The sequence below is a fragment of the Pseudomonas triticifolii genome (assembly GCF_014358015.1).
In the GTDB taxonomy this organism is placed as follows: Bacteria; Pseudomonadota; Gammaproteobacteria; order Pseudomonadales; family Pseudomonadaceae; genus Aquipseudomonas; species Aquipseudomonas triticifolii.
In genome coordinates, this window is record NZ_JACONV010000012.1 from 75,242 (window position 1) to 99,735 (window position 24,494).

A 24,494-nucleotide genomic window follows, 5' to 3' on the forward strand; every position below is an offset into this window, starting at 1 on the left:
GAAAATGTTCCACGCACTACCGTACCACCCCTAACAATAAACTTAGTCGATTCAATCTGCCCATATTCGGAGCATGACGGGAATGTCGATCAATAAGACTTTTTGCTTTATCAGTACGTGCGCACTTACGTTTCCGCTGGCGGCATCGGCGGACTTTATTAGCGATAGCAAAGCCAGCGTGGAGTTGCGTAACTTCTACTTCAATCGAGACTTTCGTAACGGGCCTCCTACCGCCCAGCGAGATTCGGCGACAGAATGGGCGCAGGGGGCACTGTTCAGGATTGAATCGGGCTACACCGCCGGTACGCTGGGGTTTGGCCTCGATGCACTGGGCATGGTGGGGCTGAAGCTTGATGGCGGTGACGGTTCGGGCGGCACCGGGTTGCTGCCTGCAGACCTGAGCTCCAGAAATGGACGGGGCTCGCAGGATGAGTATTCGAAACTTGAGCTGACCGCCAAGGCCAAGGTCTCTGAAACGGTGCTCAAAGTCGGCTCGCTGGCGTTCCGCAGCCCGGTGGTCTCCAGCAATGACACACGTCTGCTGCCTGCCACGTTCCAGGGCGCCATGCTTACGTCCAAAGACATCGACAAGCTCAGCCTGCAAGGCGGCAAGCTTGAACAGATCAAGTTCAACAGCTCCACCAACTACCAGGACTTCACCGGCAACCGCATCGGCGGCACCAGTGACGAGTTCACGTTTGGCGGCGGCACCTACAGCTTCAGCAAGACCCTCAGCACCAGCCTGTATTACGGGAACCTGGAGAACGTCTACCGGCAATACTTCGGTGGCGTGGTCTATGAAATCCCTCTGGCGGACCGACAATCGCTGAAGTTCGACCTGCGTTATTCGAAAAGCACGGAGGACGGCAATTTCCGCGCCCTCGACAACCGTGCTGCCAACGGCCAGGTTTCCTACACACTCGGCAGCAATGTGTTCATGGCCGCCTATCAGCGCATGAGCGGTGATGACCCGTTTCCCTATATCGCCAATACCGACCCGTACCTGGTCAACTTTGTTCAGATTAATGACTTCGCCAACACGCAGGAAACGTCCTGGCAAGTGCGCTATGACTACAACTTTGCCGCGTTGGGCGTACCGGGACTGACGTTCATGACCCGCTATGTAAACGGCGACAACGCGCTGGTGGCGGGCAGCAACACGGGGAAAGAGTGGGAACGTGATACGGACCTGGCGTATATCATCCAGAGTGGTTCGCTGAAGAATGTGGGGGTCCGCCTCAGAAATGCGACCGTGCGTTCCAACTTCGGTAACGATCTGGATGAAACCCGTTTGATCGTAAGTTACACACTGCCGTTGTGGTAACAGACATTTGGCACGTTAACGTTCAGCACTAAACCTCGCGTCGTCTTTTGCAACTTTATAAACACATGCCATTTGGCATGCAGCGTCGTGCACCCTGAAAGTGGGAACAGTCATTACAGGGTGCAGACGTTTCAGTGTTGCGATTGTGAATAACAAAACAGTCCCGCGGCGCACTCAACAGTGCGCCCCGGGATCCATTGCCTTGCGTCGATCAATGGCCCAGCGATTCATCCGCGGAGAATCAGTCATGAGACACCTCACGTTCAACCAGAAGATAGTGCTGATTGCCGCATTGGTCATCATGGCCGTGTTCTGCGCGTTTTCCGTATTGAATGACACTCGCCTGCGTGAAGACAGCACGCAGAAAATCGAACAGAACACGCGCGCGCTGTCTGCTTCGATGGCGCACGATATCCAGAGCTGGCTGGACGGCAGACTGATACTGGTCAAGGCCGTTGCCGAGTTCATCGCTCAGGATCCGAGCCCGGAAAATATTCTGGCCCGATTGCAGGGGCAGGTGCTCATGGAGCAGTTCATCGCGGCGTATACCGGCACCCGTGATGGCAGTTTTCAAATCTATCCGCCACGGGAAATGCCTGCCGGCTACGACGCTCGGCAACGGCAGTGGTACAAGGACGCCATCGACAAGGGTGCCGCAATGACCGAGCCTTATGTGGGCGCAGGCATTGACTACAGAATCATCACCCAGGCGGTGCCTATTCGTTCCGGTAACCAGATGCTGGGCGTTCTGGGCGCGAGCCTGAGCATCGAAACCATTTCCCGGACCCTTAATGCACAAGCATTCGAGGGAGGCGGGTATGCCTTTATGGTGAGCAGGGAAGGCAAGATACTGGTTCACCCTGACAGCGCACTGATCGGCAAGACGCTGTCCGATCTGTTTCCCGGCCAGACCATCGAATTGAGCGACAGGCTGGTCGAGGCCACGTCGGTTGCGGGCGGCACCTTTACGCTGTTCTCGCCCATCAAGGGCCTGCCTTCGCAGAACTGGTACGTGGGCATTGTGCTGGACAAGCAGGCAGCACTGGCCAGCGTTTCCGCGTTTCGCACCTCAGCGATCATCAGCACGCTTGTCGCGGGTGTTGTCACGTTGCTGTTGCTGGGGCTGGCCATCCGCATACTGATGAAACCTCTGCGTCTGATCGGCCACGCCATGGAAGACATCGCGCAAGGCGACGGCGACCTGACGCGCAGGTTGTCGATCCTGTCAGGGGATGAATTCGGGCAACTGGCGGTGAGCTTCAACCGTTTCGGCGACCGGATTCATGCTTCCATCGTCGAGGTCTCACAGACAACCCATGCCTTGGGTGAGGCCACTCGTCGGGTGTTGTCGGCGTCCAATTCCTCTGTCGAGAAGTCCGAGCATCAGTCCGGCTACACCACCAGTGTGGCAACGGCCATCGAAGAACTCGGCGCGACGGCACAGGAAATTGCGTCCAGCGCCTCGGCAGCGTCCAAGGGTGCATCAGGGGCCAGACTGCAGATCGACACTACCTGCGGCCTGGTGGACAGCACGATCAGTGCGATGAACCGTTTGCAGGAAAACATCGAACTCACGCGTTCACAGATCGTCGATCTCAACACGCGCACCTCCAACATCGGCCGGGTGCTGGAAGTGATCTCGACCATCTCCGGACAAACCAATCTGCTGGCCCTCAACGCAGCCATTGAAGCCGCCAGAGCCGGAGAGGCCGGACGCGGGTTTGCCGTGGTGGCAGACGAAGTCAGAAGCCTTGCCCACCACACCCAGGAGGCGACCGAGGAAATCCGTGTGGTGATCGAAGCACTCCAGGCGGGCGCAACCCAGGCGGCCCAGACCATGATGCACAGCCATGAAATCGGCAGCAAAAGCGTACAGGTCGCGGCACAGGCCGGTGCCAGCCTGCTGACGGTGGTCTCACGCATCAGCGAGATCGACGACATGTGTCTGACGGTCGCCGCCGCAACAGAAGAGCAAACCACCGCCGTCGATCAACTGACCCGCGATGTACACGAAATCAGCCAATTGAACCGCCACACCACCGACAACCTCGGCGCGACGCTCCGGGCCTGCGCCGAGCTGGACAGCGAGGCTGAGCGGCTGCACAGGGTGGTGGGGACGTTCAAGGTCTAGTCATGGCTGTTGTCGGAGGCGATGCTTGCAGCCTTGCCTCCTGACGCCTGGCTCCGGCGAGATGTGCGTCAACGTCCACGCCTTACAGCGTGGGTGCGGCTGTGTGATCAGAAAGCTTGGGGCCTGCAGCAGCCTCAAACCGGCTTCTGCAGGATCCTGTGTCATCAGAATGATTTACTGATGAGTGTCCACCTCTTCAGCCGGATAGAACTCGCCCTCACGGCCCGTATTTTCCAGGCGCTCGCGCACGATCCTCTCAACGCTGGCCACTGCGGGCTGATCGTCAGGGTCGACCAATTGCAGGCACAGACGCCGGGTATTCTGATCGTGTGTACCTTCGCTGAGCATGTCGTGGGTGACGACTTGTTCCCCACGCCACAGGCATAGCTGGGTATGAGTGTCGCCAATCCATATCTCGTTGATTGATTCAAGGTCTGTGGTAGCCAGTTGGTCCACGGTGATCGTCTTGTCCATTGCGCTGTACCTGTTCAGTGAGTCGATACAGGTCTGACGCACAGGCGACGACGGTCGTTCCCGCCGTCGTCTGTTCAACCACACCAACGGTTCACCGTCGATCAACCGTTGTGCGATCCGCTCAGTGGAGCGACCCTGTCCCGGACTTGCATCAGCGCGAACCCCAGCAGGTTCAAGCCTTTCCAGAGGTTAGGGTTGTTCGCGTCCACGTTGTCCTGGGCGAGTCCTATCCCCCAGATGTGATCAACCGGACTGGCCTCGACGATAACGCGGGAACCGGTTCGCAGAAGGTATTCGTTCAACTCCGGGTTCTGAGAGAACTTGGCCTGGTTCGCACGGACGACGATGTCGTATCGGTGCTGCAGCCAGATCCTGTCGTTGAATCCGCGCACATTGCGGCCCAGTGCTTTGGCGGCATTGGGAGTAGGGGCCTGGAGTACTTGCGTGCGGATTTCCTGATCGTCGAACAAGGCCGCTTTCTCGGCCATCATGAAGTGTTCGGCTGTCAGGTAATGTTGACCTTCGACAGTGAACCCGGCCTCGAACCACTGGCTGAAGCACGAAGCTGTGGTCGCGGTTTTGCTGCGCTGGTGCCCCCAGAAAAAAGTGAACTCTAGCGGTTCGCCAGCGTTGAAGCGGGCGCGCAGATCGTCGAGATAGTTAGCGTCGTTCAAGGAGGTGCCCTCGTTAACTGACGTTCAACGTTACAGCTGGCCTGCTGACCCGGAAACGGCGAGGACTGCAGCGCCATGAATGCAGTGATTTGAATGACGAGTCTCTCAGGCAAGCGGAGACAGGCCAGTTGTCACTGCGGTGTGGAAGCCTGCTTTTTCAGGGCCTTGGCCTCTGCGGCAAGGCACTCAAGGGCAAACTGTTCGGTGTACGTCATCTGAATCGGCGTGGTTTCTCCCTTGACGGTCCTCTCGCCATCAAGGATGTACCGGATGCGTTTGTCAGTGACACCGATGCGCTTTGCGATCCACGAGGGTGTTTGTCCGATGCGCGAAATCAGCTTGTCGGCATATTCGGTGGCGGGGTTGTAGTGTTCTGCGTTGGGTGTCATGTGACGTCCGGATAATAAGGTTAAGCGCTATGCGTGGGTGGAGTATGCAACATGGGTGCACTCCTTGTGGGGTTGTGTCGCAAGCTTAATATGTTCCCGCTCTTTTTCACGCCAGGCTTACGTCTTCTGCACGCACTGTTTGAATGGCCTGTTTCAGTTTTGTTTAAGCTTCGAATCGTAGCGTGCACGGCATCAGTCATTCGTCAGGAAATGAGCCATGTCGCAACCCGAATTGAAGCGCTTTGACATTGTGTCGGGGCAGATCCAGCGTGTTTATGAATTCGATGACGGTCGGTGGGAATCGGATCGGATCGAGCCGGATGAAAGCTACACGCTGTCGGGCACGGACGTGTTGCATGTGGAGCGCGACGACGGCTGGCTGGAAACGACTGTTTATCGGGACCTGGAAGGTTCAGGCACCTTCCAGGAAATATCGACGTCTTATAGTCGCCCTGATCAATGGCTGCCCGATGCCTCCGATCAGGCACTGGCGCGTCTCTATATGGCGGTGTTCGACAGGTCTCCAGATGAGGGCGGGTTTCGCTATTGGGATCAGCAAATGGACCAAGGCATGCCGTTCAACGATGTGGCCGCGAGCTTCATCAACAGCAACGAGTTTTCCCAGACCTATGGCACGCTGAACACGAGTGGCTTTGTCGACCAGTTATACCTGAACGTGTTGAACCGCACAGCCGACGCGGACGGCCTGAACTGGTGGGTCGCGCAACTGGAAAACGGTGTGTTGAACAGACAGGAAGTGGTCACCGGCTTTTCCGAGTCTGCCGAGTTCGCCGCATTGAGCGCCAATGCGGTCGATGGTTTTCTGCAGTTGGTGGGTCAGCCCGTGGTTGTTGATAACGGATTTTAAAGTGGGTTGAAGAGGCGTGCGCTGGACACGTTGTCCCATGTTCCCATCACGTGGGTTACCGCAGCGTCCAGCGTCGCATGGGCAACACCGTCGCGCGCCAGTGTCGACAAGCCCAGCATGAAGCTGTCGAATACGGCAGCCAGGGCCTGTGGCACCACTGTCGCCGGCAATTCACCTGCCTCAATGGCACGTTCTACACAGGCAACCAGCCCCGCACGATTCTTCTCTCTGGCCCGTGCAAGAGGCTCAGATATGACCTTGCTCTCGTCGGAACACGCACTCATCAGGCCCAGCGACACCAGACACCCCTTGGGATGATCGGGCTCGGATTGCATTTTTGCCGACCGGCGGAGCGTGAGTTCTATTGCCTCTCTGGGCGGCAGGGTCGTATCAAACAGACTGTCGGTGACTCGACCATGGGTGGTGAGGTAGCGCTCCATGACCTCATTGAACAGGGCTTGCTTGGAGCCAAAAGCGGCATAAAAGCTGGGCGCGGTGATGCCGCCACCCATGCTCGCCTTGAGTTGGCTGAGGGAGGTCGCGTCGTATCCGTGCTCCCAGAATAAATGCATTGCCTGAGTGATCGCCGCGTCACGGTCAAAGGTGCGTGGGCGTCCCATCTGTGCCATGTGGAATCTCCTTCAGAAGTACTTAAATACTAATCGATACATAAATCGTTGACCACCTGCCATCTTCTCCCTATATTTGTACTGATCGGTATATTAGTGGAGAGCATCCAATGACCAAAGATGAGAAACAGAGCGCAAAGCTTCCGTTTGGGGCATTACTGGCCTTGGCGATGACAGGTTTTATCTGCATCGTGACCGAGACATTACCCGCAGGTTTGCTGCCGGAGATCGGCAGTGGCCTTGGGGTCTCGCCGTCGTTTGCGGGGCAGATGGTGACGGTTTACGCATTGGGATCATTGCTGGCGGCCATTCCGCTGACCATCGCCACGCAAAGCTGGCGTCGCAGAACCGTATTGCTGCTGCCGATCATCGGCTTTCTGGTCTTCAATTCCCTCACGGCGCTGTCCTCCAATTACGGGTTGACCCTGGTCGCAAGATTCTTCGCTGGCGCCTCGGCTGGGCTGGCCTGGAGCCTTATCGCGGGCTATGCACGACGCATGGTTGTTCCCCGACTGCAGGGCCGTGCGATGGCGATAGCCATGGTGGGAACGCCCATCGCGTTGTCGCTCGGGGTGCCGTTAGGAACCTGGCTGGGTGGGCTAATGGGCTGGCGTATGGCGTTCGGAGTGATGTCCGCCATGACGCTGGTGCTGATCGTCTGGGTAGTGATCAAGGTGCCGGATTACCCCGGCCAATCCTCGTCAGAGCGCATGGCGTTGCGTCAGGTGTTCTTGATGCCTGGCGTACGTTCGGTGCTGGGCGTCGTTTTCACCTGGATGCTGGCGCATAACATTCTGTATACCTACGTCGCGCCTTTTGTTTCCGAGGCCGGGTTGGGGAATGACGTTGATCTGGTTTTGTTGGCGTTTGGCGTCGCCGCGCTGGCGGGCATCTGGGTCACTGGACGTCTGGTTGATCGTCATTTGCGTGCGACGGTGTTGGCCAGTCTCGCAACCTTCGCTGCGGTTTCGGTGTTCTTTGGCCTGTTTCCGGGGTCTGCCTTGGCCATCTACGTCGGAGTCTTCATCTGGGGCCTGACGTTTGGCGGCGCAGCGACACTGCTGCAAACCGCCCTTGCGGACTCGGCAGCGCAGGGCGCTGACGTTGCGCTGTCGATGAATGTGGTTGTCTGGAACAGCGCTATCGCAGGCGGTGGGATAATGGGCGGCGTTTTGCTCGGCCAATGGGGGGCAGGTTCCTTCCCATGGGTCCTGCTGTTGTTGCTGCTGGGTGGTCTGGCCATTGCATCGCGAGCACGCGTGCACGGGTTTACCCAAGGCGTCCGGCAGTCCAGCCAGACGGTCGCCGGTCATTGATAGGCAGGCAGCATTGCGCTGCCTGCCATCGCCATCGACATCCCCCAGCGGTCACTGTCAGTGAATGTTCTTGTCCAGAAACTCACGAATCACAGGGATGATTTCCTTACCGTGGGTTTCGAGTGCGAAGTGTCCGGTGTCATAGAAGCGAACGTCCGCCTTGGGAATATCGCGCTTCCAGGCCTCCGCTCCGGCCGGAAGGAAGAACGGATCGTTCTTTCCCCAGACCGCCAGCAACGGCGGTTGGTACTGGCGAAAGTACGCCTGGAAAGTTGGGTACATCGCTACGTTCGACGCGTAATCCAGCACGAGGTCCAGTTGAATGTCCGCATTGCCAGGCCGCGATACTTGAAGCCCTTCGAGCGTGTAACCGTCTGGCGAAACCGAACTCTTGTCGGCGACTCCTTCAAGGTATTGCCACTTGATCGAGGCCGGTGTCGGGAAGTCCTTCAGAGCATCCCGGTTCTGTTGCGTCGGCTCACGCCAGTACTTCTGGATCGGCGTCCAACCTTCGCCAAGTCCTTCCTCATAGGCATTGCCATTCTGGGAAATAATCGCTGTCACCCGCTCAGGATGGGCGACGGCCAGGCGCCATCCGACCGGCGCGCCATAGTCGTGGACCATGAGTGCATAGTGATTGAGCTTGAGCTGTTCGGTGAACTGGCCGATGGTCTTCGCCAGTTGGCTGAAGGTGTAGCTGTATGCGTTTTTCCCGGGCGCTTCGGTGAAGCCAAACGCCGGCAGGTCCGGTGCGATCACGTGATAACGATCCGCCAGTTCGGGGATCAGGTCGCGAAACATGAACGATGAGGCGGCGAAACCGTGAAGTAGCAGGACCGTAGGGGCGTCGGGGTTGCCTGCCTCACGATAGAACACCTTTACATCACCTACCTGCTCGTAACGGTAATGAACCGGGTGGGTTGAATCGGCGCAATGCGCACCGCCAGCCAGCAGAGAGGCGGCGAGCCCGAGCGATGCGATTGAGTGGGGAGAGGTCATGATGATTCCTTGTAACCGTTAAATGTGGGTTTTTAGGTTACGAGTGTTTGTGTAACCTGTCAAAACTAATTTATAGGTTACATGTTGGTGCGAACCTCATCTGTGCTGTCTCACGCTGAGCGACTGACGCAGTCGTCTCTCGAAAAACGCTCTATGATTCGACGAGTCCAGGTCCGAGAGTGCCTCGGGTATCAGGATGTCCGGCAGGAGGAGTGATGAGTAATCACGCAACACGCTTGGTGATATTGGCTTTGCCCTTGCTCGTGTTGTGCGAGCAGGCGGATGCGTCAACGTGGCAAATTTGTCGCATGGAACTGCGTGTCACTGAGGTGCTGAAACAGCCGTACCCGCAACTGCAGGCCCGGATCCTCAAGGTCAGTCCCGCGTCGTCGACTGTAGAATGCCCGGAAGAAGGGTCTGCCCTGACGTTTACGCCGGAAACCCGAGACTACCAACGTACGCTGCCACGCCGACAATGGCCCACCAAAGGTCAGTCCGTGCGCGTTGACTACCGATACCTGGATGGGCTGTGTAAAGGCGATGGTCATAGTTATGAGTGCCGTATCAAGCACTACCCGATCGGCACGCCTTGACTGGCGAGCCGGTCTACCAGGTCGCAGGCATATCCCATGTCATCAAGCCGTTCTGGCAACGCCCCCACAAGCGCAAACCATCCGGGCTCCATTGGAGCTGTTCGAGATCCCGACATCCTGCATCACCGGATTGAAGCGTGAGGGATCGACCGTTTTCCAGGTTCCATAGCACCGCTACGTTTTTGCGGCTTCCGGTGGCGAGAGCCAGCAGGCGGCCGTCAGGTGAGCCAACTGCCGTTTCGAGTGAGTCCTGATCGGGCAGGGTCAGTGAATACCGCACCTTGCCACTGGCGACATCGACGACATGCACGCCAGGATTGCGACGTTTTCCCTCCATCAGCACAAAGCCGACTGCGATCCAGCGGCCTTTGACTGAGCCGAACGGCTCCGGCGTCCACTGTGCCATGCCGGTATCATCGGCGGGGTCCACCTCGCCAAAGCGGCGCGGCAACTTCACCACACGCAGTACCCGGCCGGTTTTACCATCGAGTTCGGACAGCCCGTAAGCGTCTTCGACCCATACAGTGGGCAGCGTGCCGTCCCAGCGTACAGGCTTGATCTGGCCATTGCCGCGGGTGAAATAGTTCATCATTTCCTGACGTGGAGAGGCAAAGCGCAACGTGTAATTCCACTGCGTGCCATCCCCGGCCGGTTGTGCGACGGCTTGCCAGACCTCGAACGTATTGTGATCGGTAAGGTATTGGTGGCGATAGATCAACGGCACGCCATTGCCGTCGGGGAAGTAGTCCATGTAAGCGTTGTACTGCAAGCCCGGTTTGTCGAACACCATGGGATGCGCGTTCAGAGACTGTGTCTTCGCGTCGAAGCGCATGACGAGTGGGCCCTCGGTCATGTACGCCGATTGCCCGCTCGCGTCGCGCGACAACAGCCACTTGGTGAAGAATTGCGACGGCTTCCAGATTTCGCGCGGCTCGCCGGCGTCAGGCGACCAGTGCATCAGCGCGCGCGGATAACTGCGGATGAGCAAGACACTGCCATCGGCCAGAACGGTAAAGTCGTCCGGGTTCTTGAAGGGCAGAACCGCTCTCGCCTCAAGCACCCTGGCCTGGGTGTTCGGCAAGGTGAGCTTCGGCTCGCTGACCGAGGGCGTTGGCCTGGGTGGCGCGCGCCATCGCTCTGCGTCCGCGCCAAGTTCCAGGTTCGCGTTCGGCAGCGTGCTCAACGCCTCGAAGACCGGGCTGAACAGCTCCCCCGGCACGCTGCTACGTTGCAGGCGCTTTGGCTGGCCCGGGTTGAAAATATTCAAATCGGCCAGGCGGCGTACCTGGCTTATCAACCCGCTGTCAGGATTTGGATAGTCGTCATTGCGCGTCAAATAGACTGCAGTCACGGGGCGCCCGAATACCGCATCAAGCTGGATCACATGGGCAATGACAATACTGGTGCTATGGCCCATTGCGCCGTGTTCGCGTTTGGCGCTGCCGTTCCAGTACGCGTACTGCTCGGTCAACAGGGCCATGCGCGGGCTGCCCGACTGAAAGCGCAGGGTACGTTCAATGCGTTCAATACGCTCCGCAATCTCCGATTCAGCCAGCGCCCCATCGCGAACGTACTGCTGCAGCCTGGGCATATCGAATTGACGAACCAGGTCATGCACAAGGTCCGGGCGTCGCGTCAACAGCACAGCACCCCACGCGTCATCCATATTGGATACCGTGTCCATACCGGTCTCACCGCGCAATGGACCCAGAGGCTCCAGCGCCGAGATAACCACTGGCAGCACCTGGCTGAATGGCAGGGCAACGACCATTTTCACGCCCGCAAGGCGACGCCCGTTATTGGCCAGTTCTGAGGACTGCAAAGCCGATGGCAGGCCTTTGTCGATGTCTTCCACAGTGCTCGGCCTGATGTCCCAGCCCGGTGGCAAGGTCACGGCGTTGCTGAAGCTGCTATGGCTGATCGCTGCAACCCAGAACACATACTTCCAAAGCCCTGCCCATTTCATGTGTTTTGCTTCCCTGACCGTTCGATGCGTGCTGGAACTTGGGGAAGTGCCATCGCTCGGATTATTCTGCGGGGTCTGTCGTGAGGTTTACAAGGGCGTCCATGATCCCCATCAATCCGCTGGCCATGATGATCGGCTTCCTGATCTTCATCTTTTCCCAGGTCTTGCTCGGGCTATTGATTGCCTGCGTGTTGGCTTTGCTGATTCCGCGTTGCAGGCGTTACATGCTGGCAAGGCGTTGGCGCTTCGGTCTGATTGTCGTCGGCCTTGCGTTCGCCAGCGTGCCCTACGTCTGGAGCGAGATCACTGATTGGCAAGACTGGCGTGCACACAACCCGCGCCTTGAGCGTGACGAGGTGCTGGGCGATCTGGTGCTGCCAGCGGGCACCCGGGTCCGGCTCGAATACCTGGAGCCGTTCAACGACCTGAGTGGCGATCCCGTGCCCTACGGTCTGCAGAGCCTCAAGCAAGCTGACTTCGAACGCACACCAGGCGACATTCTGGGGCTGAGTGTGCGTCGCCTGGAACTGTGGCAACACCACGGCTCGGCGACGGTCGAGGCCGTGGCAGTCAATGACCTGCAAGGCTGGAAGTGTGAGCCGGGCGAAATCGAGTTTCGCTTCCCGTTCGGAGCCCACTTCAAACTCTCCGAGTGGCATCTGTATGGCTGTACGCTTGCGCCAGGCAGCACGTTGGGTGGCATTGTCTGGCCGGGACCTGTGAAGGTGTTTTCCACTGAGGGTGACGGTTGGGAGGTGAGGGCCGGTGACACATCGACCTCACTTTTCGGGCTGGAACTGCGCTGGCTGAGCATGCGCCTGAACAAGCCTTATGGTGATGTGCTCGGATGGGACGGCGTACTGAACCGTGAGACTGATTTCGGCTCTGTTCACTACCCTGTCGGCACTCAGGTTCGTCGATATCACGAGGCTTTGCTGTTCAGCCCGCCAGCGGAAACGTCGGCCCTGGATCGCCGTACGGGAACGCCCATCGAGGCCGACCATTCGGTTTTGCAGCGTGTTTCGGGTGAGGTACTGGGGATACGCCCGAACAGCCAGGACGGCTTACGTTCATTGGGGAATATCGTGACGCCATGAGGCAAAACGGCAGGGTCTTGAGCGCTACGAGCGCGATTTTTTCAGTGCTGCTAAAGACCGCGACAGGCACCGCTAAACCCTACGCTATCTGGTGACGCGGTATCACTGACATCAGGTATTCTTCCTTGCGTTAACAGGATCCTGCCCTGAGGCGTAAAGTCACTTGTCATGGCCGTTACAGTGATTTCAGGCGCGGCCTATCGGGTGGACGGCATGTTGATTGGATATCGGTTCGAGCGTACCGCGCAGGGTGATCTGCACATTCACACTCGCAACCTACTGCAGGACGCAATAGCGCTGCTGTTAGGCCCCATCGCCATTGCCGCACCGGTGGTATTCATCGTGTGCGTGACCATCAATGGAGGATCGCCGCTGGTTGACGTGGGTCCATTGAACGCGCTTCTGATGGTGCTCGGGATACTGCTGTTAGCAGCCCTTGGCCTGGTGATTATGGTTTACACCGGCTTGCGCGAGACGTTGCTCTTATCGCGACTTGAGGGAGAAGGCAGGCGTCGTACCCGAAACTTCTTTGGACGCCGTGAACGCGTGCAAGCGGTCTTTAGAATCGATACCCCCAACTACCTTGAGCTTCGCCGCCACGCGCAGAGCAAGCCGATCTACACTCAGCTGTGGCTGGTCATGCGCGATGGCACCGAGCATCGTTTGACGACCAGCAGTGTTCCGATCGTACCTGGAAGCAAGCGTACGGACCTGTTACTCAGTCAGTTGGCCGACTATCTGAACGTGGCAGTGCCCACCGAAGTCGTCATTGATTCGTCGAGTGGTTCAGCAGGGATTGATAAGCCTGCTCCAGCCCCTGCCAAAGTCAGCGCCGGAAAGAGTGTGAAGCAACGTCCATGACAAGAGCCCGCGTCCCCGCTTGAGTCGACCCAAAAAATCGGCATGCCCGCTCGCGCGATAAGCGCTCTGTTGGGGATCTTTTTCGCCGTGCTGGAGCTGACTAACGTTTTCCAACTGGTGTCTTCTCTGTTTTCCGGGCGGTTGCGTGTCACAGGCTTGCGAACGCGTCCGACGATTTACTATTGGAATGAACAGCCACTGGCTTTTTCATTTCATATGCTGGCCGGCTTCGTCGAAGTGCTGATCATCAGTGTCATCGCCTGGACGTGCCTGCGCATAGCGATACGCGGCTGGATTGAATCCAATCCCTTAAAAAGATAATTCGGTTGCAGGGTGCCCGAAAACAGACAGTCAAAATTGGAGCATGCAGTCATCATGGATATTCAGTTTCACGGTACCGGAAGGCTTGAAAATCCGGCTATCGGCACCTGTGACGAGTACAGCCTGAGCGCGATTTCCAGCCTGGATGACCTCGTCGGTGCCTATCGAAAACTCGCGGCCGATCATCCCCGTTTTAAGCCGTTGTTCTCGCTGGACGATTATCCTCAGGCCCGCTACACGTCGGGGCATGCGCGCAATAATCTTGGACTGGACGATGTCACCGAAGAAGACATCGCCAGTCTGCCGCCCGAGTGTTTCGAAAACGGTAAATACCTGGGCTATCCCACCACCAAGGCCGAGTTTCCCCTCTGCCTTCGCAACTTCATGAAACTGGCTTCGGCTGTCTCGTTTCAGGATGCTTGCAACCATGGCCTGACCCTTGATGAACACGCCGTGCAGGAGTGGGTTGATTATCAGCAAAACCCGGTATCGTTGCTCGACCAGCCCCTCTCGGCCATGCTGGTTCCAGTCGGGCAGTCCTGTGAGGCCCTCGCTGCATTTCCCAATGGCTACTTCGCCAGCGACCTTGACCCCGCGCAAAACTTTGCCGTGGCGCTGCATTTTTCTCGAACGCATGGCTATGAGTTGATCGGGGTCGGTGCGGCTTATCTCGGCTTTTTGCGTGAAGAGCCTCTCGATCTCGCTGAAGCCCACACCGTCGCAAACGATTTATGTGCGCTGTACAACGTTACTGACGAGAACCGTCCGGCGTGGGTTTCTGTTGTGACCAAGGCCATTTGCGGTAAGACGTATTTGTGGTTGCGGTATGTGGAGTGAATAGGGGCGTCATGACACAGGTCCAGATTCGACACATCACACAACTTCCGCCACAGGTCCTGATGCTGGAAAAGCTATCAGTCGGCGAGGGATTCAGGTTTCTCACGCGCTTGATTAACGAGTGGAGCAGCGGAGTGAATCGTTTCGACGCGCCGGGAGAGTGCCTTATGGCTGTCTTTCTGGGCAACTGCCTGGTTGGTATTGGAGGGGTTTCGGTCGATCCCTTTGCGCAGAATGGAACAGGCAGGTTGCGCAGGGTTTACATTGCACCCTCGGCAAGAGGGCAAGGCGTGGGGCGGGCACTGGTGGAAAGGCTGGTGGCTCAAGCTGCTCTGCATTTTCGTGTACTACGGCTATCCACCGATACGGTCGAAGGCAATTCGTTTTATCTACGGTGTGGTTTCCACAGATTGGTTGATGAGCATGCAACGCATATCATGCCTCTTGGCAAGGCATGATCCATTGCGACTTCGCACCCTGGCACGCTAACACCCACCCGCCATAACCCCCAACACCACCGACGTCGCCGCCGTGCGTGTCTCGACTCCCAGTTTTATATAGATATGTTCCAGATGCTTGTTCACCGTGCGAGGGCTGAGTTGCAGGATGTTGGCGATGTCTTTGTTGGTCTTGCCGCACGACACCCAGCGCAGGACTTCGATTTCACGTTCGGTCAACTGGAACCGGCTGGAGAGCTTTCCGTAGGCAGGCTTGTCGTCGAAGCTGGCGGGTTGTGAGGCGTTGCGTGCCGATTGCAGGATGCGTGCGGTGCGTAGGTGGGAGGCGACGCGGGCCAGGACTTCGGTGCACTGGATCGGTTTGGTGACGTAATCGATGGCGCCTGCTTCGAAGCCTTGCACCACGTGTTCGCTGTCGGTCAGGGCGGTCATGAACAGCACGGGGATGTTGGCGGTGTCGGGTTGTGCCTTGATCTGCCGGCAGGTTTCGAATCCGTTCATGCCCGGCATCATGGCGTCGAGCAGGATCAGATCGGGTCGGCGGCGCTGGATGCGGGTCAGCGCGCTTTGGCCGTCTAGCGCGACAAGCACCATGTAGCCCGCTTCGTCCAGCGCATCGGAAAGCAGCGCCAGGTTATCGGGCACGTCGTCGACGATCAGGATGATGCCTTTTTCAGCGGCTTGGGTCATTGCGTCCATGGAGCGCCTCCTTCAGTTGGTGGCTGAGTTCATCCAGGCGAAAGCCTGAGGCCAGGGTGCGCAATTCGGCGACGAAGTCGCTACTGCCTGCGCCGTCCTGCTCGATTGCATCGAGCTTTTGCTGAATGCCACGGACATAGCCCAGGCCACACAGCTCGTAAAGTTCTTCCAGGTCGACCCGCGTAGGCAGCGCCCGTGCAGACGGCGCAGGCGTCGGGGCGCTTTGCGTGCGACGCTGCCAGGTCAGATGCAGGTGATGTTGCAGGCGGTCCAGCAGATGCTGCAAATGCACAGGCTTGGGCAGATAGTCATTGCACACGTGCAGGTTGCGCTCTTTATCGTCGGCCAATCCGCTGGCGTTGGCCGACAGCACGATGATCGGCGCCTGAGACAGGGCGTTGCGGCGGATCAGGCGGCTGGCGGCCCAGCCGTCCATGTCGGGCATTGAAAGGTCCATCAGGATCAGGTCCGGATGCAGCAGTGAAACCTGCCTCACCGCTTCCTGCCCGTTGGCCGCCTGGGCGACGTCGAAGCCAAGGGGCGTGAGCATGCCGCTGATAACCTTTCGGTGTTCGATGTGATCGTCCACCACCAGAATCAGCCGCCGTGGTCCTTCGTAGCCGATGAGGTCATGGTCCACGGCCACGACCGCCTTGGGCACCCGGACTTCCGAGAGGAACAGCCGAACCTGAAAGCGCGTGCCTTCATCCGGCTGGCTGGTGACCGACAGCGCGCCGCCCATCAAGGCAGTGAGCATGCGGGTGATGGTCAGGCCAAGGCCGACACCGTTGTCCTGACGCACCAGTCCGCCGCGCTCGAAGGGCTGAAAGATCCGCTCGAGCTGTTCCGGGGCGATGCCGATGCCGGTGTCGATAATGTCGAAAATGGCCGTTTCCAGGCGATAGCTGACCCGCAGACAGACTTCGCCGCTGTCGGTGAAGTTGATCGCATTGCCCAGCAGGTTGATCAGGATCTGGCGCACGCGCTTTTCATCGCCACGCACCACGTCCGGCATGCGCCCGAGCAGCTCCATGCGCAGCGTCAAGCCCTTGTCCTGCGCGGGTCCGGTGAACATCTTTCGCAGGTCGTCGAGGAATTCCCGGAACAGAATTTCCGAGGGTTCCAGACGCAGTTTGCCCGCCTCGATCTTGGCCACGTCGAGCAGGCCGTCGATCAAGGACAGCAGGTGTGAGCTGCTGCGCATGATGGTCGCCAGCGAGTCCAGGTGCTTGCCTGGGGTGGCTGCGTCGCGTTGCAGAATCTGGGTGAAGCCAAGAATACTGTTCAACGGCGTGCGCAACTCGTGGGACAGCCCGGTGACATAGCGGCTCTTCGCGGCGTTGGCGGCTTCCGACGCTTCCTTGGCCTCCTGCAAGGCCTGATCGGTCTTGTGGTGGGCTTCGATTTCCTGCATCAGCAGGGCGGTCTGGCGTTCGGATTCTTCCAGCGCTACGCGGCGGCTCTCTCGGGTCAGCACCACCCACCAGGCCAGCACGCCGGCGAAGACGCAACAGGTGAGGAAAGCCTTGAGAAAGGCCAGCATCAGCGTGTGATGCGCTTGCGGCGATTGATCGGTGAGGCCGTGTGACACCTGGCTGTAGATCAATGCCAGCGCGCCCGACAGACCGAGGACCAGTACGCTGAGCAAGCCCAGATACTGCATGAGTCGCGTGTGCAGGTAGCGACGTGGCAGGCGAGGCAACAGGCGTCCCACCAGGTCTTCGAACTGCATGGACAGCCGCGAGCGGCTCTTGCACTGGTCACCGCAGCGCGCATCCAGCGAGCAGCACAACGAGCAGATCGGCGAGCCGTAGGCCGGGCACCAGGCCATGTCCGGGGATTCGAAGGCGTTACTGCAGACGCCGCAGTGCAGGCTGGCCTGGCGACCGGCCGGGAAGAGAAGAACCGGGTCGCTGTCACGCGCCAGGTAATAGCGGCCGTTGGTCAGCCAGGCGATCAGTGGCGCGGCGATCAATGCGGTGGTCAGGGAGATCAGCGGCGGCGCGGCTCTGGCCAGTTCGCCCAGCGCACCGAAATGGGCGCAGATCGATAACAGTGACGCGATGAACATCGCACCCACGCCGACCGGATTGATGTCGTAAAGGTGCGCGCGCTTGAACTCGATGTGTTTGGGCGACAGGCCTAGTGGCTTGTTGATCACCAGATCGGCCACTAGCGCGCCTATCCAGGCGATGGCCACGTTGGCGTACAGGCCGAGCACTTCCTCAATGGCGTCGAACACACCCAGCTCCATCAGGATCAGGGCGATGGCGACGTTAAACACCAGCCAGATCACCCGGCCGGGATGACTGTGGGTGACGCGGGCGAAGAAGTTGGACCAGGCCAGTGACCCGGCGTAGGCGTTAGTCATGTTGATTTTGATTTGGGAAATGATCACGAACAGCACCATGGCCGCCAGCGCCCACTCCGGTGACAGGAACACGTAGTTGAAGGCTACCAGGTACATCTGTGTCGGCTCGGCAGCACGTTCGATGGGCACTTGGTGTTGCAGGGCAAGAAAGGCCAGAAACGCCCCCGCCATGATCTTCAGCCCGCCGGGAATCACCCAGCCAGGTCCGGCCATCAGCAGCGCCGCCCACCAGCGTTTGCGGTTGCGGCGGGTTTTTTCCGGCAGGAAGCGCAGGTAGTCGACCTGCTCGCCGATCTGCGTCACCAGTGAAAGCGCCACGCTGAAGGCCGCGCCGAACAGGAGCAGGTTGAACGTGCCGCCTTCACCTTCGCGGCCGGCAAACGAGGTGAGATCCGACAGGGCTTCAGGATTTTTCCAGATCACGAACACATAGGGCACGATCAGGAGCGTCAGCCACAAGGGTTGTGACCACATTTGCAGTCGGCTGATCAGGGTGATGCCATAGGCCACGAGCGGAATGACGATGATCGAGCAGATGACATACGCCAGTGCCAGCGGAATGTGGAAATACAGCTCCAGCGCCAGCGCCATGATCGCCGCTTCCAGGGCGAAGAACAGGAAGGTGAAGCTGGCGTAGATCAGCGAGGTGATGGTTGAGCCGATGTAGCCGAACCCTGCGCCTCGGGTCAGCAGGTCCATGTCCACGCCATAACGGGCGGCGTAGTAGCTGATGGGCAGGCCGGTGAGGAAAATCACCACGGCCATGGCGATGATCGCCCACAAGGTGTTGGTGAAGCCGTAACTCATCACCAGTGCGCCGCCAATGGCTTCCAGCGCCAGAAACGATACGGCACCCACGGCGGTGTTGGCGATGCGGAATTCCGACCATTTTCGAAACGATTTCGGCGTAAAACGCAGGGCGTAGTCTTCCATGGTCTCGTCGGCGACCAACCGGTTGTAATCGCGGCGCACTTTGATGATGCGTTGAGAGCCAGAAGGGCGCACTGAGTGGATTCCTGAGGATTAATGACTCACGCAAATCCCTGTACGTTGCCGACGTGAATGCGGGCAGCAACTTCTGTGCCTGTCGGGTGGTACAAGGTGAGAAGCAACTGTCGCCGAATGAATGCAATACCGTGGGAGTAACGCTGTACTGCACGCGATTTTCTGCCTGCCGGTGAGCCGTCGTGGACACGCCCACTTGCCCGGTCGAACGGCTGACGGATCGGATGGCCTCTACGTCCGGCACCGCGCGTTCTTGCTGCAGGTGCAATGACCGTGTGAGGCGGCTTGTCGGCGATGCATTTTTGCCTGCGAGGGTTCAGTCACTGGCCTGACGCCTTCACCAGCAAGCCGCCTCGCACAAAAAAACAGTGTTTCTTCAGCAGATTGCATTCAGCAACACGCTCACCGGCGCAATCATGCGCCCGATCGTGTCCGTGTGCCCTACGTCAAATGACGTATGCCGATACGTCATGCTGCGTATACCTCGTTTTCAGCGTCACGCTCATGCTTGCTCGCAACTCGCGACGGCTTTAACCGGTCTTGCCGCGACTCACCAGCACAGGAGCGGGAACATGGATTCACGACTGACAGGCCCCATACGCTTTTTTCCCCGACGCCTGGCGTTGGGTGCGGCAGCGCTCTCGCTGATTGCCGCCAGTGTGTTCAGCCAGGCCACCCTGGCCGATGAGGCAAACACCACGGGACTTGCTGTGACGGCCACGCAAGTGACGGTCGGCCAGTTGCACTCGGCCACCGGCACCATGGCGATCTCCGAGACCGGCTCGATCCAGGCCGAGCGGCTGGCCATCGACCAGATCAATGCCTCGGGCGGCATCCTCGGGCGGCAGATCAAGATCGTCCAGGAAGACGGTGCGTCTGACTGGCCGACCTTTGCCGAAAAGGCCAAGAAGCTGTTGGTGGGTGACAAGGTCGCCGCCGTGTTCGGCTGCTGGACTTCGGCCTCGCGTAAAGCCGTGTTGCCGGTGTTCGAGAAGGAAAATGGCCTGTTGTACTACCCGACCTTTTACGAAGGGCTGGAACAGTCGAAGAACGTGATTTACACCGGCCAGGAAGCCACCCAGCAGATCCTGGCAAGCCTCGACTGGATTGCCAGGGAGAAGGGCGCCAAGACCTTCTACCTGATCGGCTCGGATTACATCTGGCCGCGGACCTCCATGAAGATCGCCCGCAAGCACATTGAGAATGTCCTGCACGGCACTGTAGTCGGCGAAGACTACTACCCGCTGGGTAACACCCAGTTCGGTTCGCTGATCAACAAGGTCAAGTTGAAGAAACCCGACGTGGTATTCGCCGCCGTGGTGGGCGGCTCGAACGTCGCGTTCTATAAGCAGCTCAAGGCCGCAGGCGTGACTTCGGCCAAACAGAACCTGCTGACCCTGTCGGTGACCGAGGATGAGCTGTTGGGCATCGGCGGTGAAAACATGCAGGGCTTCTATGCCTCGATGAAGTACTTCCAAAGCCTCGACAACCCGAACAACAAGGCCTTCGTGGAAGCCTTCAAGGCCAAGTACGGCAAGGATTCGGTCATGGGTGACGTGACTCAGGCCGCGTACCTTGGGCCTTGGTTGTGGAAGGCCGCTGTCGAGAAAGCGGGCAGTTTCGACGTTGACAAAGTGGTCGCAGCTTCGCCAGGTATCGAGCTGAAAACCGCGCCGGAAGGCTACGTCAAAGTTCACGAGAACCATCACTTGTGGAGCAAGACCCGGATCGGCGAAGTCCAGGCCGACGGTCAGTTCAAGGTGATCTACGAGTCAGACCTGATCGAGCCCAATCCTTTCCCCAAGGGTTACCAGTAACAGCGGCTGCCTGAGCGCTGTTTACCGGAGCGGGGCTGTCTGCGGTGTCAAGCCGACAGCCTCGCGACCCCGTCATTCACCCTGGAGACCACCATCATGGAATGGCTATCGGAATTTGGTGCCATCGCGGCCATGCAGGGGTTCAACGGCCTGTCCGTATTCTGCGTGCTGCTGTTGATGGCCCTGGGGCTTGCGATCATCTTTGGCCAGATGGGCGTGATCAACATGGCCCATGGTGAGTTTCTCACTATTGGCGCCTACACCACGTACGTGCTCTCGACCCTGGTGCAGACCTATCTGCCGTGGATGCAGCCGTACTACTTTTTCTTCGCTATCGCGCTGTCGTTCGTGGTGGCCGGTGCGATTGGCTGGGTAGTGGAGCGGGTGATGATCAGCCGCCTCTACCATCGGCCGCTCGACACCCTGCTGGCGACCTGGGGGCTGTCACTGGTCATGCAGCAAGCGTTTCGTTCGATCTTCGGTGCGCGGGAAGTCAGCGCCACGCCGCCGGAATGGCTGATGGGCGCCGTGAACCTGACCGATGCCATCGAAATTCCCCGCAACGGCCTGTTCGTCATGGGCCTCAGCATCCTGATGACCAGCGGCATCTTCCTTATGTTGTACCGCACCCGCTGGGGCCTGCACGTTCGCGCCACGGTGCAGAACCGCATCATGAGCCGCGCGGTCGGCATCAATACCCGCCAGGTTGACCGCATGACCTTTGCGCTGGGTTGCGGCGTGGCGGGCGTCGCGGGTGCTGCCTTTACCACCATTGGTTCCACGGGACCTACGGCGGGCTCGTTGTACATCGTCGACACCTTTCTGGTGGTGGTCTTTGGCGGTGCGCAAAGCCTGTTCGGCACCATCGCTTCGGCGTTTGCGATTGCCCAAGCGCAATCGATTTCCGAGTTCTTCATGAGTGGCTCGATGGCCAAGGTACTGACCTTGTCGGCCGTGATCCTGATCCTGCTGATGCGCCCGCAAGGCCTGTTTTCCAGCAAAGTCCGCAAATAGAGGCCGAACGATGAACGCACTCAACAAAATGCTCGGTGGCCGCCAAGGCGTGATCGGCCTGCTGATCCTCGCCGCTCTGATTCTGGTGGTGTTTCCACTGACTCTGGATGCCTTTCGCCTGAACATGGTCGGCAAGTACCTGACCTATGCCTTTGTCGCGGTTGGCCTGGTGCTGTGCTGGGGTTATGGCGGCATTCTCAGCCTGGGGCAGGGGGTGTTTTTTGGCTTGGGCGGTTACTGCATGGCGATGTTCCTGAAGCTGGAAGCATCGGACCCCGAGAGCACCAAAATCCAGTCGACTCCCGGCATCCCGGATTTCATGGACTGGAACCAGATCACTGAACTGCCGTGGCTCTGGGTGCCGTTCCACAGCTTTACGTTCACGGTGATCGCCGTGGTGCTGGTGCCGGTCATCCTCGCGCTGATCATCGGTGCCGCGCTGTTTCGGCGGCGGGTGGGCGATGTGTATTTTTCCATCGTGACCCAGGCCATCGCGCTGATTCTGACTGTGTTGATCATCGGCCAGCAAGGCCTGACCGGTGGCGTCAATGGCATCACTGACCTCAAGACCTTGCTCGGCTGGGACATTCGCGGCGACGGCGCGAAGCTGGCGCTGTACTTCATCAACGCCGCGCTGCTGTTCGTCTGCATCCTGATCGGCAAATTCATTCTTTATTCCAAGCTCGGTCGACTGCTGATGGCCATGCGCGACAAGGAAGAGCGTGTGCGCTTTTCGGGCTATGACGTGGCGGCGTTCAAGGTGTTCGTCTACTGCGTGGCTGCCGGATTCTCCGCGATCGGCGGGGCGATGTTCGCGTTGCAGGTAGGTTTCATGTCGCCCTCGTTCGTCGGCATCGTGCCGTCCATCGAGATGGTTATCTTCGCGGCGGTCGGGGGACGCATGTCGCTGCTGGGCGCGGTGTACGGCTCGCTGCTGGTGAATTACGGCAAGACCTATTTTTCCGAGTCTTTCCCGGAACTGTGGTTGTACCTCATGGGCGGCCTGTTCATCGCGGTGGTCATGTACTTCCCCAACGGCCTGGCCGGTCTGTGGGAGAGCCACGGTCGAAAATGGCTGGGCAGATTCGCGCCCAGGCCAGCACCAGTGAGCAAGGTGCCCACGTCGTTGACGACTGAAAAACAACCCACCCGCCCGTTGGAGACCCAGCCATGAGCAGCCCGACAGGCTTCCAGATGAACAAACCGGTGCTGGCCATCGAAGGGCTGACCGTGTCGTTCGACGGCTTCAAGGCGGTCGATGATCTCAACCTGTACATCGACCGCAACGAGGTGCGCGTGGTGATCGGCCCCAACGGCGCAGGCAAGACCACCGTTCTCGATCTGATTTGCGGCAAGACCCGCGCCACTGGCGGCAGCATCCAGTTCAAGGACCGCGAACTGACCCGAATGAACGAGTACGACATCGTGCGTGCAGGCGTAGGGCGCAAATTCCAGACCCCGTCGATCTACGACAACCTGAGCGTGTTCGAGAATCTGGAAATGTCATTCCCAGCGGGACGCAGTGTGTTCGGCGCGTTGTTCTTCAGGCGCTCCGGCGACGTATTGGAGCGGGTCCGGCAGGTGTCTGCCGACATTTTTCTCGGTGATCTGCTGGAGCAGCAGGCCGGGCTTTTGTCCCACGGTCAGAAGCAGTGGCTGGAAATCGGCATGTTGCTGATGCAGGACCCGGAGCTGCTGATGCTCGACGAGCCGGTGGCCGGGATGAGCGTCAGCGAGCGTGCGCAGACGGCTGATCTGTTGAACCGCATCAGCCAAGGCCGATCGGTGCTGGTGATTGAGCACGACATGGAATTCGTCAAGAGCATCGCCCACAAGGTCACGGTGCTGCATCAGGGCAAGGTGCTGGCCGAAGGCAGCATGGAGTCGGTGCAGAAGAACCCGAAAGTCATCGAAGTCTATCTGGGTCATTGAGGAGCACAGCATGTTCACGATTCAACAGCTGAGCTGTGGCTATGGCCAGAGCCAGATTCTTCATGACCTGGACCTCAACGTCGAGAAACAGGAAATCGTCGCCGTCATGGGCCGTAACGGCATGGGCAAGACCACGCTGTTCAAGAGCCTGATGGGCATCCTGCCGCAATGGGGCGGGCAGGTGCAGGTGGACGGCGTTGACGTGTCCGCGATGGAAACCCATTCAAGGGTCGAACACGGCATGGCCTACGTACCGCAGGGCCGCATGATCTTTCCGTCAATGAGCGTGCTGGAAAACATCCAGACCGGACTGCCCGCGTCAGCCAACGGCAAGGTGCCGGAGGACCTGTACGCACTGTTCCCGGTGCTGTTCGACATGCGCGCCCGTCGTGGCGGCAACCTGTCCGGCGGGCAGCAACAGCAACTGGCAATCGCCCGTGCGCTGGCGACCAACCCCAAAGTGCTATTGCTCGACGAGCCCACTGAAGGGATTCAGCCGTCGATCATCAAGGACATCGCCCGCACGCTTAAAGAGATCCGCAGCCTGCGCAACCTGACCATCGTGGTCTCCGAGCAGGTGCTGTCGTTCACCCTGGAAATCGCCGACCGATTCCTGGTGATCGAGAAGGGCCGCTTCGTGGTCGAGGAGGCCCGTGCCAACGTCGATGAAGCGACGATCAGCCGCTACCTGTCGGTCTAGCCCCTGATTCAGAGCTTTT

Annotated in this window: 23 protein-coding genes; 15 read left to right on the plus strand and 8 right to left on the minus strand. The window is 58.9% G+C overall.

The features are described from left to right. The first annotated feature begins 82 nt into the window (after positions 1 to 82). Positions 83 to 1,324, plus strand: coding sequence for an OprD family porin (locus H8S56_RS16315; RefSeq protein ID WP_187519197.1), 1,242 nt, complete (start codon positions 83 to 85; stop codon positions 1,322 to 1,324). Positions 1,325 to 1,571: 247 nt separating this feature from the next. Further along, a complete protein-coding gene (locus H8S56_RS16320; RefSeq protein WP_187519198.1) occupies positions 1,572 to 3,455 on the plus strand; it encodes a methyl-accepting chemotaxis protein in 1,884 nt (627 codons plus the stop codon). A 174-nt stretch (positions 3,456 to 3,629) separates the two neighbouring features. Here H8S56_RS16320 and H8S56_RS16325 read toward each other — a convergent pair whose 3' ends face one another. The 3 genes from H8S56_RS16325 to H8S56_RS16335 all read right to left on the minus strand — a co-directional run bounded on the left by H8S56_RS16325 (position 3,630) and on the right by H8S56_RS16335 (position 4,992). Continuing rightward, positions 3,630 to 3,929, minus strand: coding sequence for a hypothetical protein (locus tag H8S56_RS16325; RefSeq protein ID WP_187519199.1), 300 nt, complete (start codon positions 3,927 to 3,929; stop codon positions 3,630 to 3,632). A 101-nt stretch (positions 3,930 to 4,030) separates the two neighbouring features. Further along, positions 4,031 to 4,603: an NADAR family protein gene (locus H8S56_RS16330; RefSeq protein ID WP_187519200.1), complete on the minus strand. Its 573-nt coding sequence runs from the start codon at positions 4,601 to 4,603 to the stop codon at positions 4,031 to 4,033. Between the two features lie 131 nt (positions 4,604 to 4,734). Then, a complete protein-coding gene (locus H8S56_RS16335) occupies positions 4,735 to 4,992 on the minus strand; it encodes a hypothetical protein (protein ID WP_024686477.1) in 258 nt (85 codons plus the stop codon). A gap of 217 nt (positions 4,993 to 5,209) precedes the next feature. Between H8S56_RS16335 and H8S56_RS16340 the strand changes: the two genes are divergently transcribed. Then, positions 5,210 to 5,860 (plus strand): DUF4214 domain-containing protein, encoded by a 651-nt coding sequence (locus H8S56_RS16340; RefSeq protein ID WP_187519201.1) that lies wholly within the window; start codon positions 5,210 to 5,212, stop codon positions 5,858 to 5,860. On the opposite strand, the gene H8S56_RS16345 is transcribed toward H8S56_RS16340, so the two are convergent. Continuing rightward, complete coding sequence (locus tag H8S56_RS16345; RefSeq protein ID WP_024686479.1) at positions 5,857 to 6,489, minus strand: TetR/AcrR family transcriptional regulator; 633 nt, start codon at positions 6,487 to 6,489, stop codon at positions 5,857 to 5,859. The two genes, H8S56_RS16340 and H8S56_RS16345, sit on opposite strands and share 4 nt — an antisense overlap. A gap of 110 nt (positions 6,490 to 6,599) precedes the next feature. On the opposite strand from H8S56_RS16345, the gene H8S56_RS16350 reads away from it, so the two are divergent. Beyond that, positions 6,600 to 7,805 carry an MFS transporter gene (locus H8S56_RS16350; RefSeq protein WP_187519202.1) on the plus strand — a complete coding sequence of 402 codons (1,206 nt, stop codon included), beginning with the start codon at positions 6,600 to 6,602 and terminating at the stop codon, positions 7,803 to 7,805. Between the two features lie 57 nt (positions 7,806 to 7,862). Here the strand turns inward: H8S56_RS16350 and H8S56_RS16355 are convergent, their stop codons facing one another. Further along, complete coding sequence (locus tag H8S56_RS16355) at positions 7,863 to 8,804, minus strand: alpha/beta fold hydrolase (protein ID WP_187519203.1); 942 nt, start codon at positions 8,802 to 8,804, stop codon at positions 7,863 to 7,865. Positions 8,805 to 9,112: 308 nt separating this feature from the next. Between H8S56_RS16355 and H8S56_RS16360 the strand changes: the two genes are divergently transcribed. Further along, positions 9,113 to 9,397 (plus strand): hypothetical protein, encoded by a 285-nt coding sequence (locus H8S56_RS16360; protein ID WP_318533401.1) that lies wholly within the window; start codon positions 9,113 to 9,115, stop codon positions 9,395 to 9,397. Between the two features lie 13 nt (positions 9,398 to 9,410). Here H8S56_RS16360 and H8S56_RS16365 read toward each other — a convergent pair whose 3' ends face one another. After that, positions 9,411 to 11,363 (minus strand): WD40 repeat domain-containing protein, encoded by a 1,953-nt coding sequence (locus H8S56_RS16365; RefSeq protein WP_187519205.1) that lies wholly within the window; start codon positions 11,361 to 11,363, stop codon positions 9,411 to 9,413. A gap of 101 nt (positions 11,364 to 11,464) precedes the next feature. On the opposite strand from H8S56_RS16365, the gene H8S56_RS16370 reads away from it, so the two are divergent. From H8S56_RS16370 to H8S56_RS16385, 5 genes are all read left to right on the plus strand, one after another. Next, entirely contained in the window at positions 11,465 to 12,460 is a 996-nt protein-coding gene (locus H8S56_RS16370) for a hypothetical protein (protein WP_187519206.1), read from the plus strand. 168 nt (positions 12,461 to 12,628) lie between these two features. Further along, positions 12,629 to 13,321, plus strand: a complete 693-nt coding sequence (locus H8S56_RS16375) for a hypothetical protein (RefSeq protein WP_328803411.1) — start codon at positions 12,629 to 12,631, stop codon at positions 13,319 to 13,321. 42 nt (positions 13,322 to 13,363) lie between these two features. After that, on the plus strand, positions 13,364 to 13,642 hold the full coding sequence (locus tag H8S56_RS24715; RefSeq protein WP_328803412.1) for a hypothetical protein: 279 nt from the start codon (positions 13,364 to 13,366) through the stop codon (positions 13,640 to 13,642). 54 nt (positions 13,643 to 13,696) lie between these two features. Beyond that, positions 13,697 to 14,479: a hypothetical protein gene (locus H8S56_RS16380; protein WP_187519207.1), complete on the plus strand. Its 783-nt coding sequence runs from the start codon at positions 13,697 to 13,699 to the stop codon at positions 14,477 to 14,479. 11 nt (positions 14,480 to 14,490) lie between these two features. Continuing rightward, the gene (locus H8S56_RS16385; RefSeq protein ID WP_024686487.1) at positions 14,491 to 14,937 is read left to right on the plus strand and encodes a GNAT family N-acetyltransferase; all 447 of its coding nucleotides are present in this window, start codon (positions 14,491 to 14,493) and stop codon (positions 14,935 to 14,937) included. Between the two features lie 27 nt (positions 14,938 to 14,964). Here H8S56_RS16385 and H8S56_RS16390 read toward each other — a convergent pair whose 3' ends face one another. Then, positions 14,965 to 15,636, minus strand: a complete 672-nt coding sequence (locus H8S56_RS16390; protein ID WP_024686488.1) for a response regulator — start codon at positions 15,634 to 15,636, stop codon at positions 14,965 to 14,967. After that, the gene (locus H8S56_RS16395; RefSeq protein WP_024686489.1) at positions 15,611 to 19,012 is read right to left on the minus strand and encodes an ATP-binding protein; all 3,402 of its coding nucleotides are present in this window, start codon (positions 19,010 to 19,012) and stop codon (positions 15,611 to 15,613) included. The genes H8S56_RS16390 and H8S56_RS16395 overlap by 26 nt, the downstream gene beginning before the upstream one ends. Before the next feature lie 572 nt (positions 19,013 to 19,584). Here H8S56_RS16395 and urtA point away from each other — a divergent pair. From urtA to urtE, 5 genes are all read left to right on the plus strand, one after another. Then, the gene (gene urtA / locus H8S56_RS16400) at positions 19,585 to 20,829 is read left to right on the plus strand and encodes an urea ABC transporter substrate-binding protein (protein WP_187519208.1); all 1,245 of its coding nucleotides are present in this window, start codon (positions 19,585 to 19,587) and stop codon (positions 20,827 to 20,829) included. 96 nt (positions 20,830 to 20,925) lie between these two features. Further along, positions 20,926 to 21,843, plus strand: a complete 918-nt coding sequence (gene urtB, locus H8S56_RS16405; protein ID WP_187519209.1) for an urea ABC transporter permease subunit UrtB — start codon at positions 20,926 to 20,928, stop codon at positions 21,841 to 21,843. 10 nt (positions 21,844 to 21,853) lie between these two features. Beyond that, entirely contained in the window at positions 21,854 to 23,017 is a 1,164-nt protein-coding gene (gene urtC, locus H8S56_RS16410) for an urea ABC transporter permease subunit UrtC (RefSeq protein ID WP_187519210.1), read from the plus strand. Then, positions 23,014 to 23,775, plus strand: coding sequence for an urea ABC transporter ATP-binding protein UrtD (gene urtD, locus H8S56_RS16415; RefSeq protein WP_187519211.1), 762 nt, complete (start codon positions 23,014 to 23,016; stop codon positions 23,773 to 23,775). The genes urtC and urtD overlap by 4 nt, the downstream gene beginning before the upstream one ends. Before the next feature lie 10 nt (positions 23,776 to 23,785). After that, positions 23,786 to 24,475: an urea ABC transporter ATP-binding subunit UrtE gene (gene urtE, locus H8S56_RS16420; RefSeq protein WP_024686494.1), complete on the plus strand. Its 690-nt coding sequence runs from the start codon at positions 23,786 to 23,788 to the stop codon at positions 24,473 to 24,475. Positions 24,476 to 24,494 lie beyond the last annotated feature (19 nt).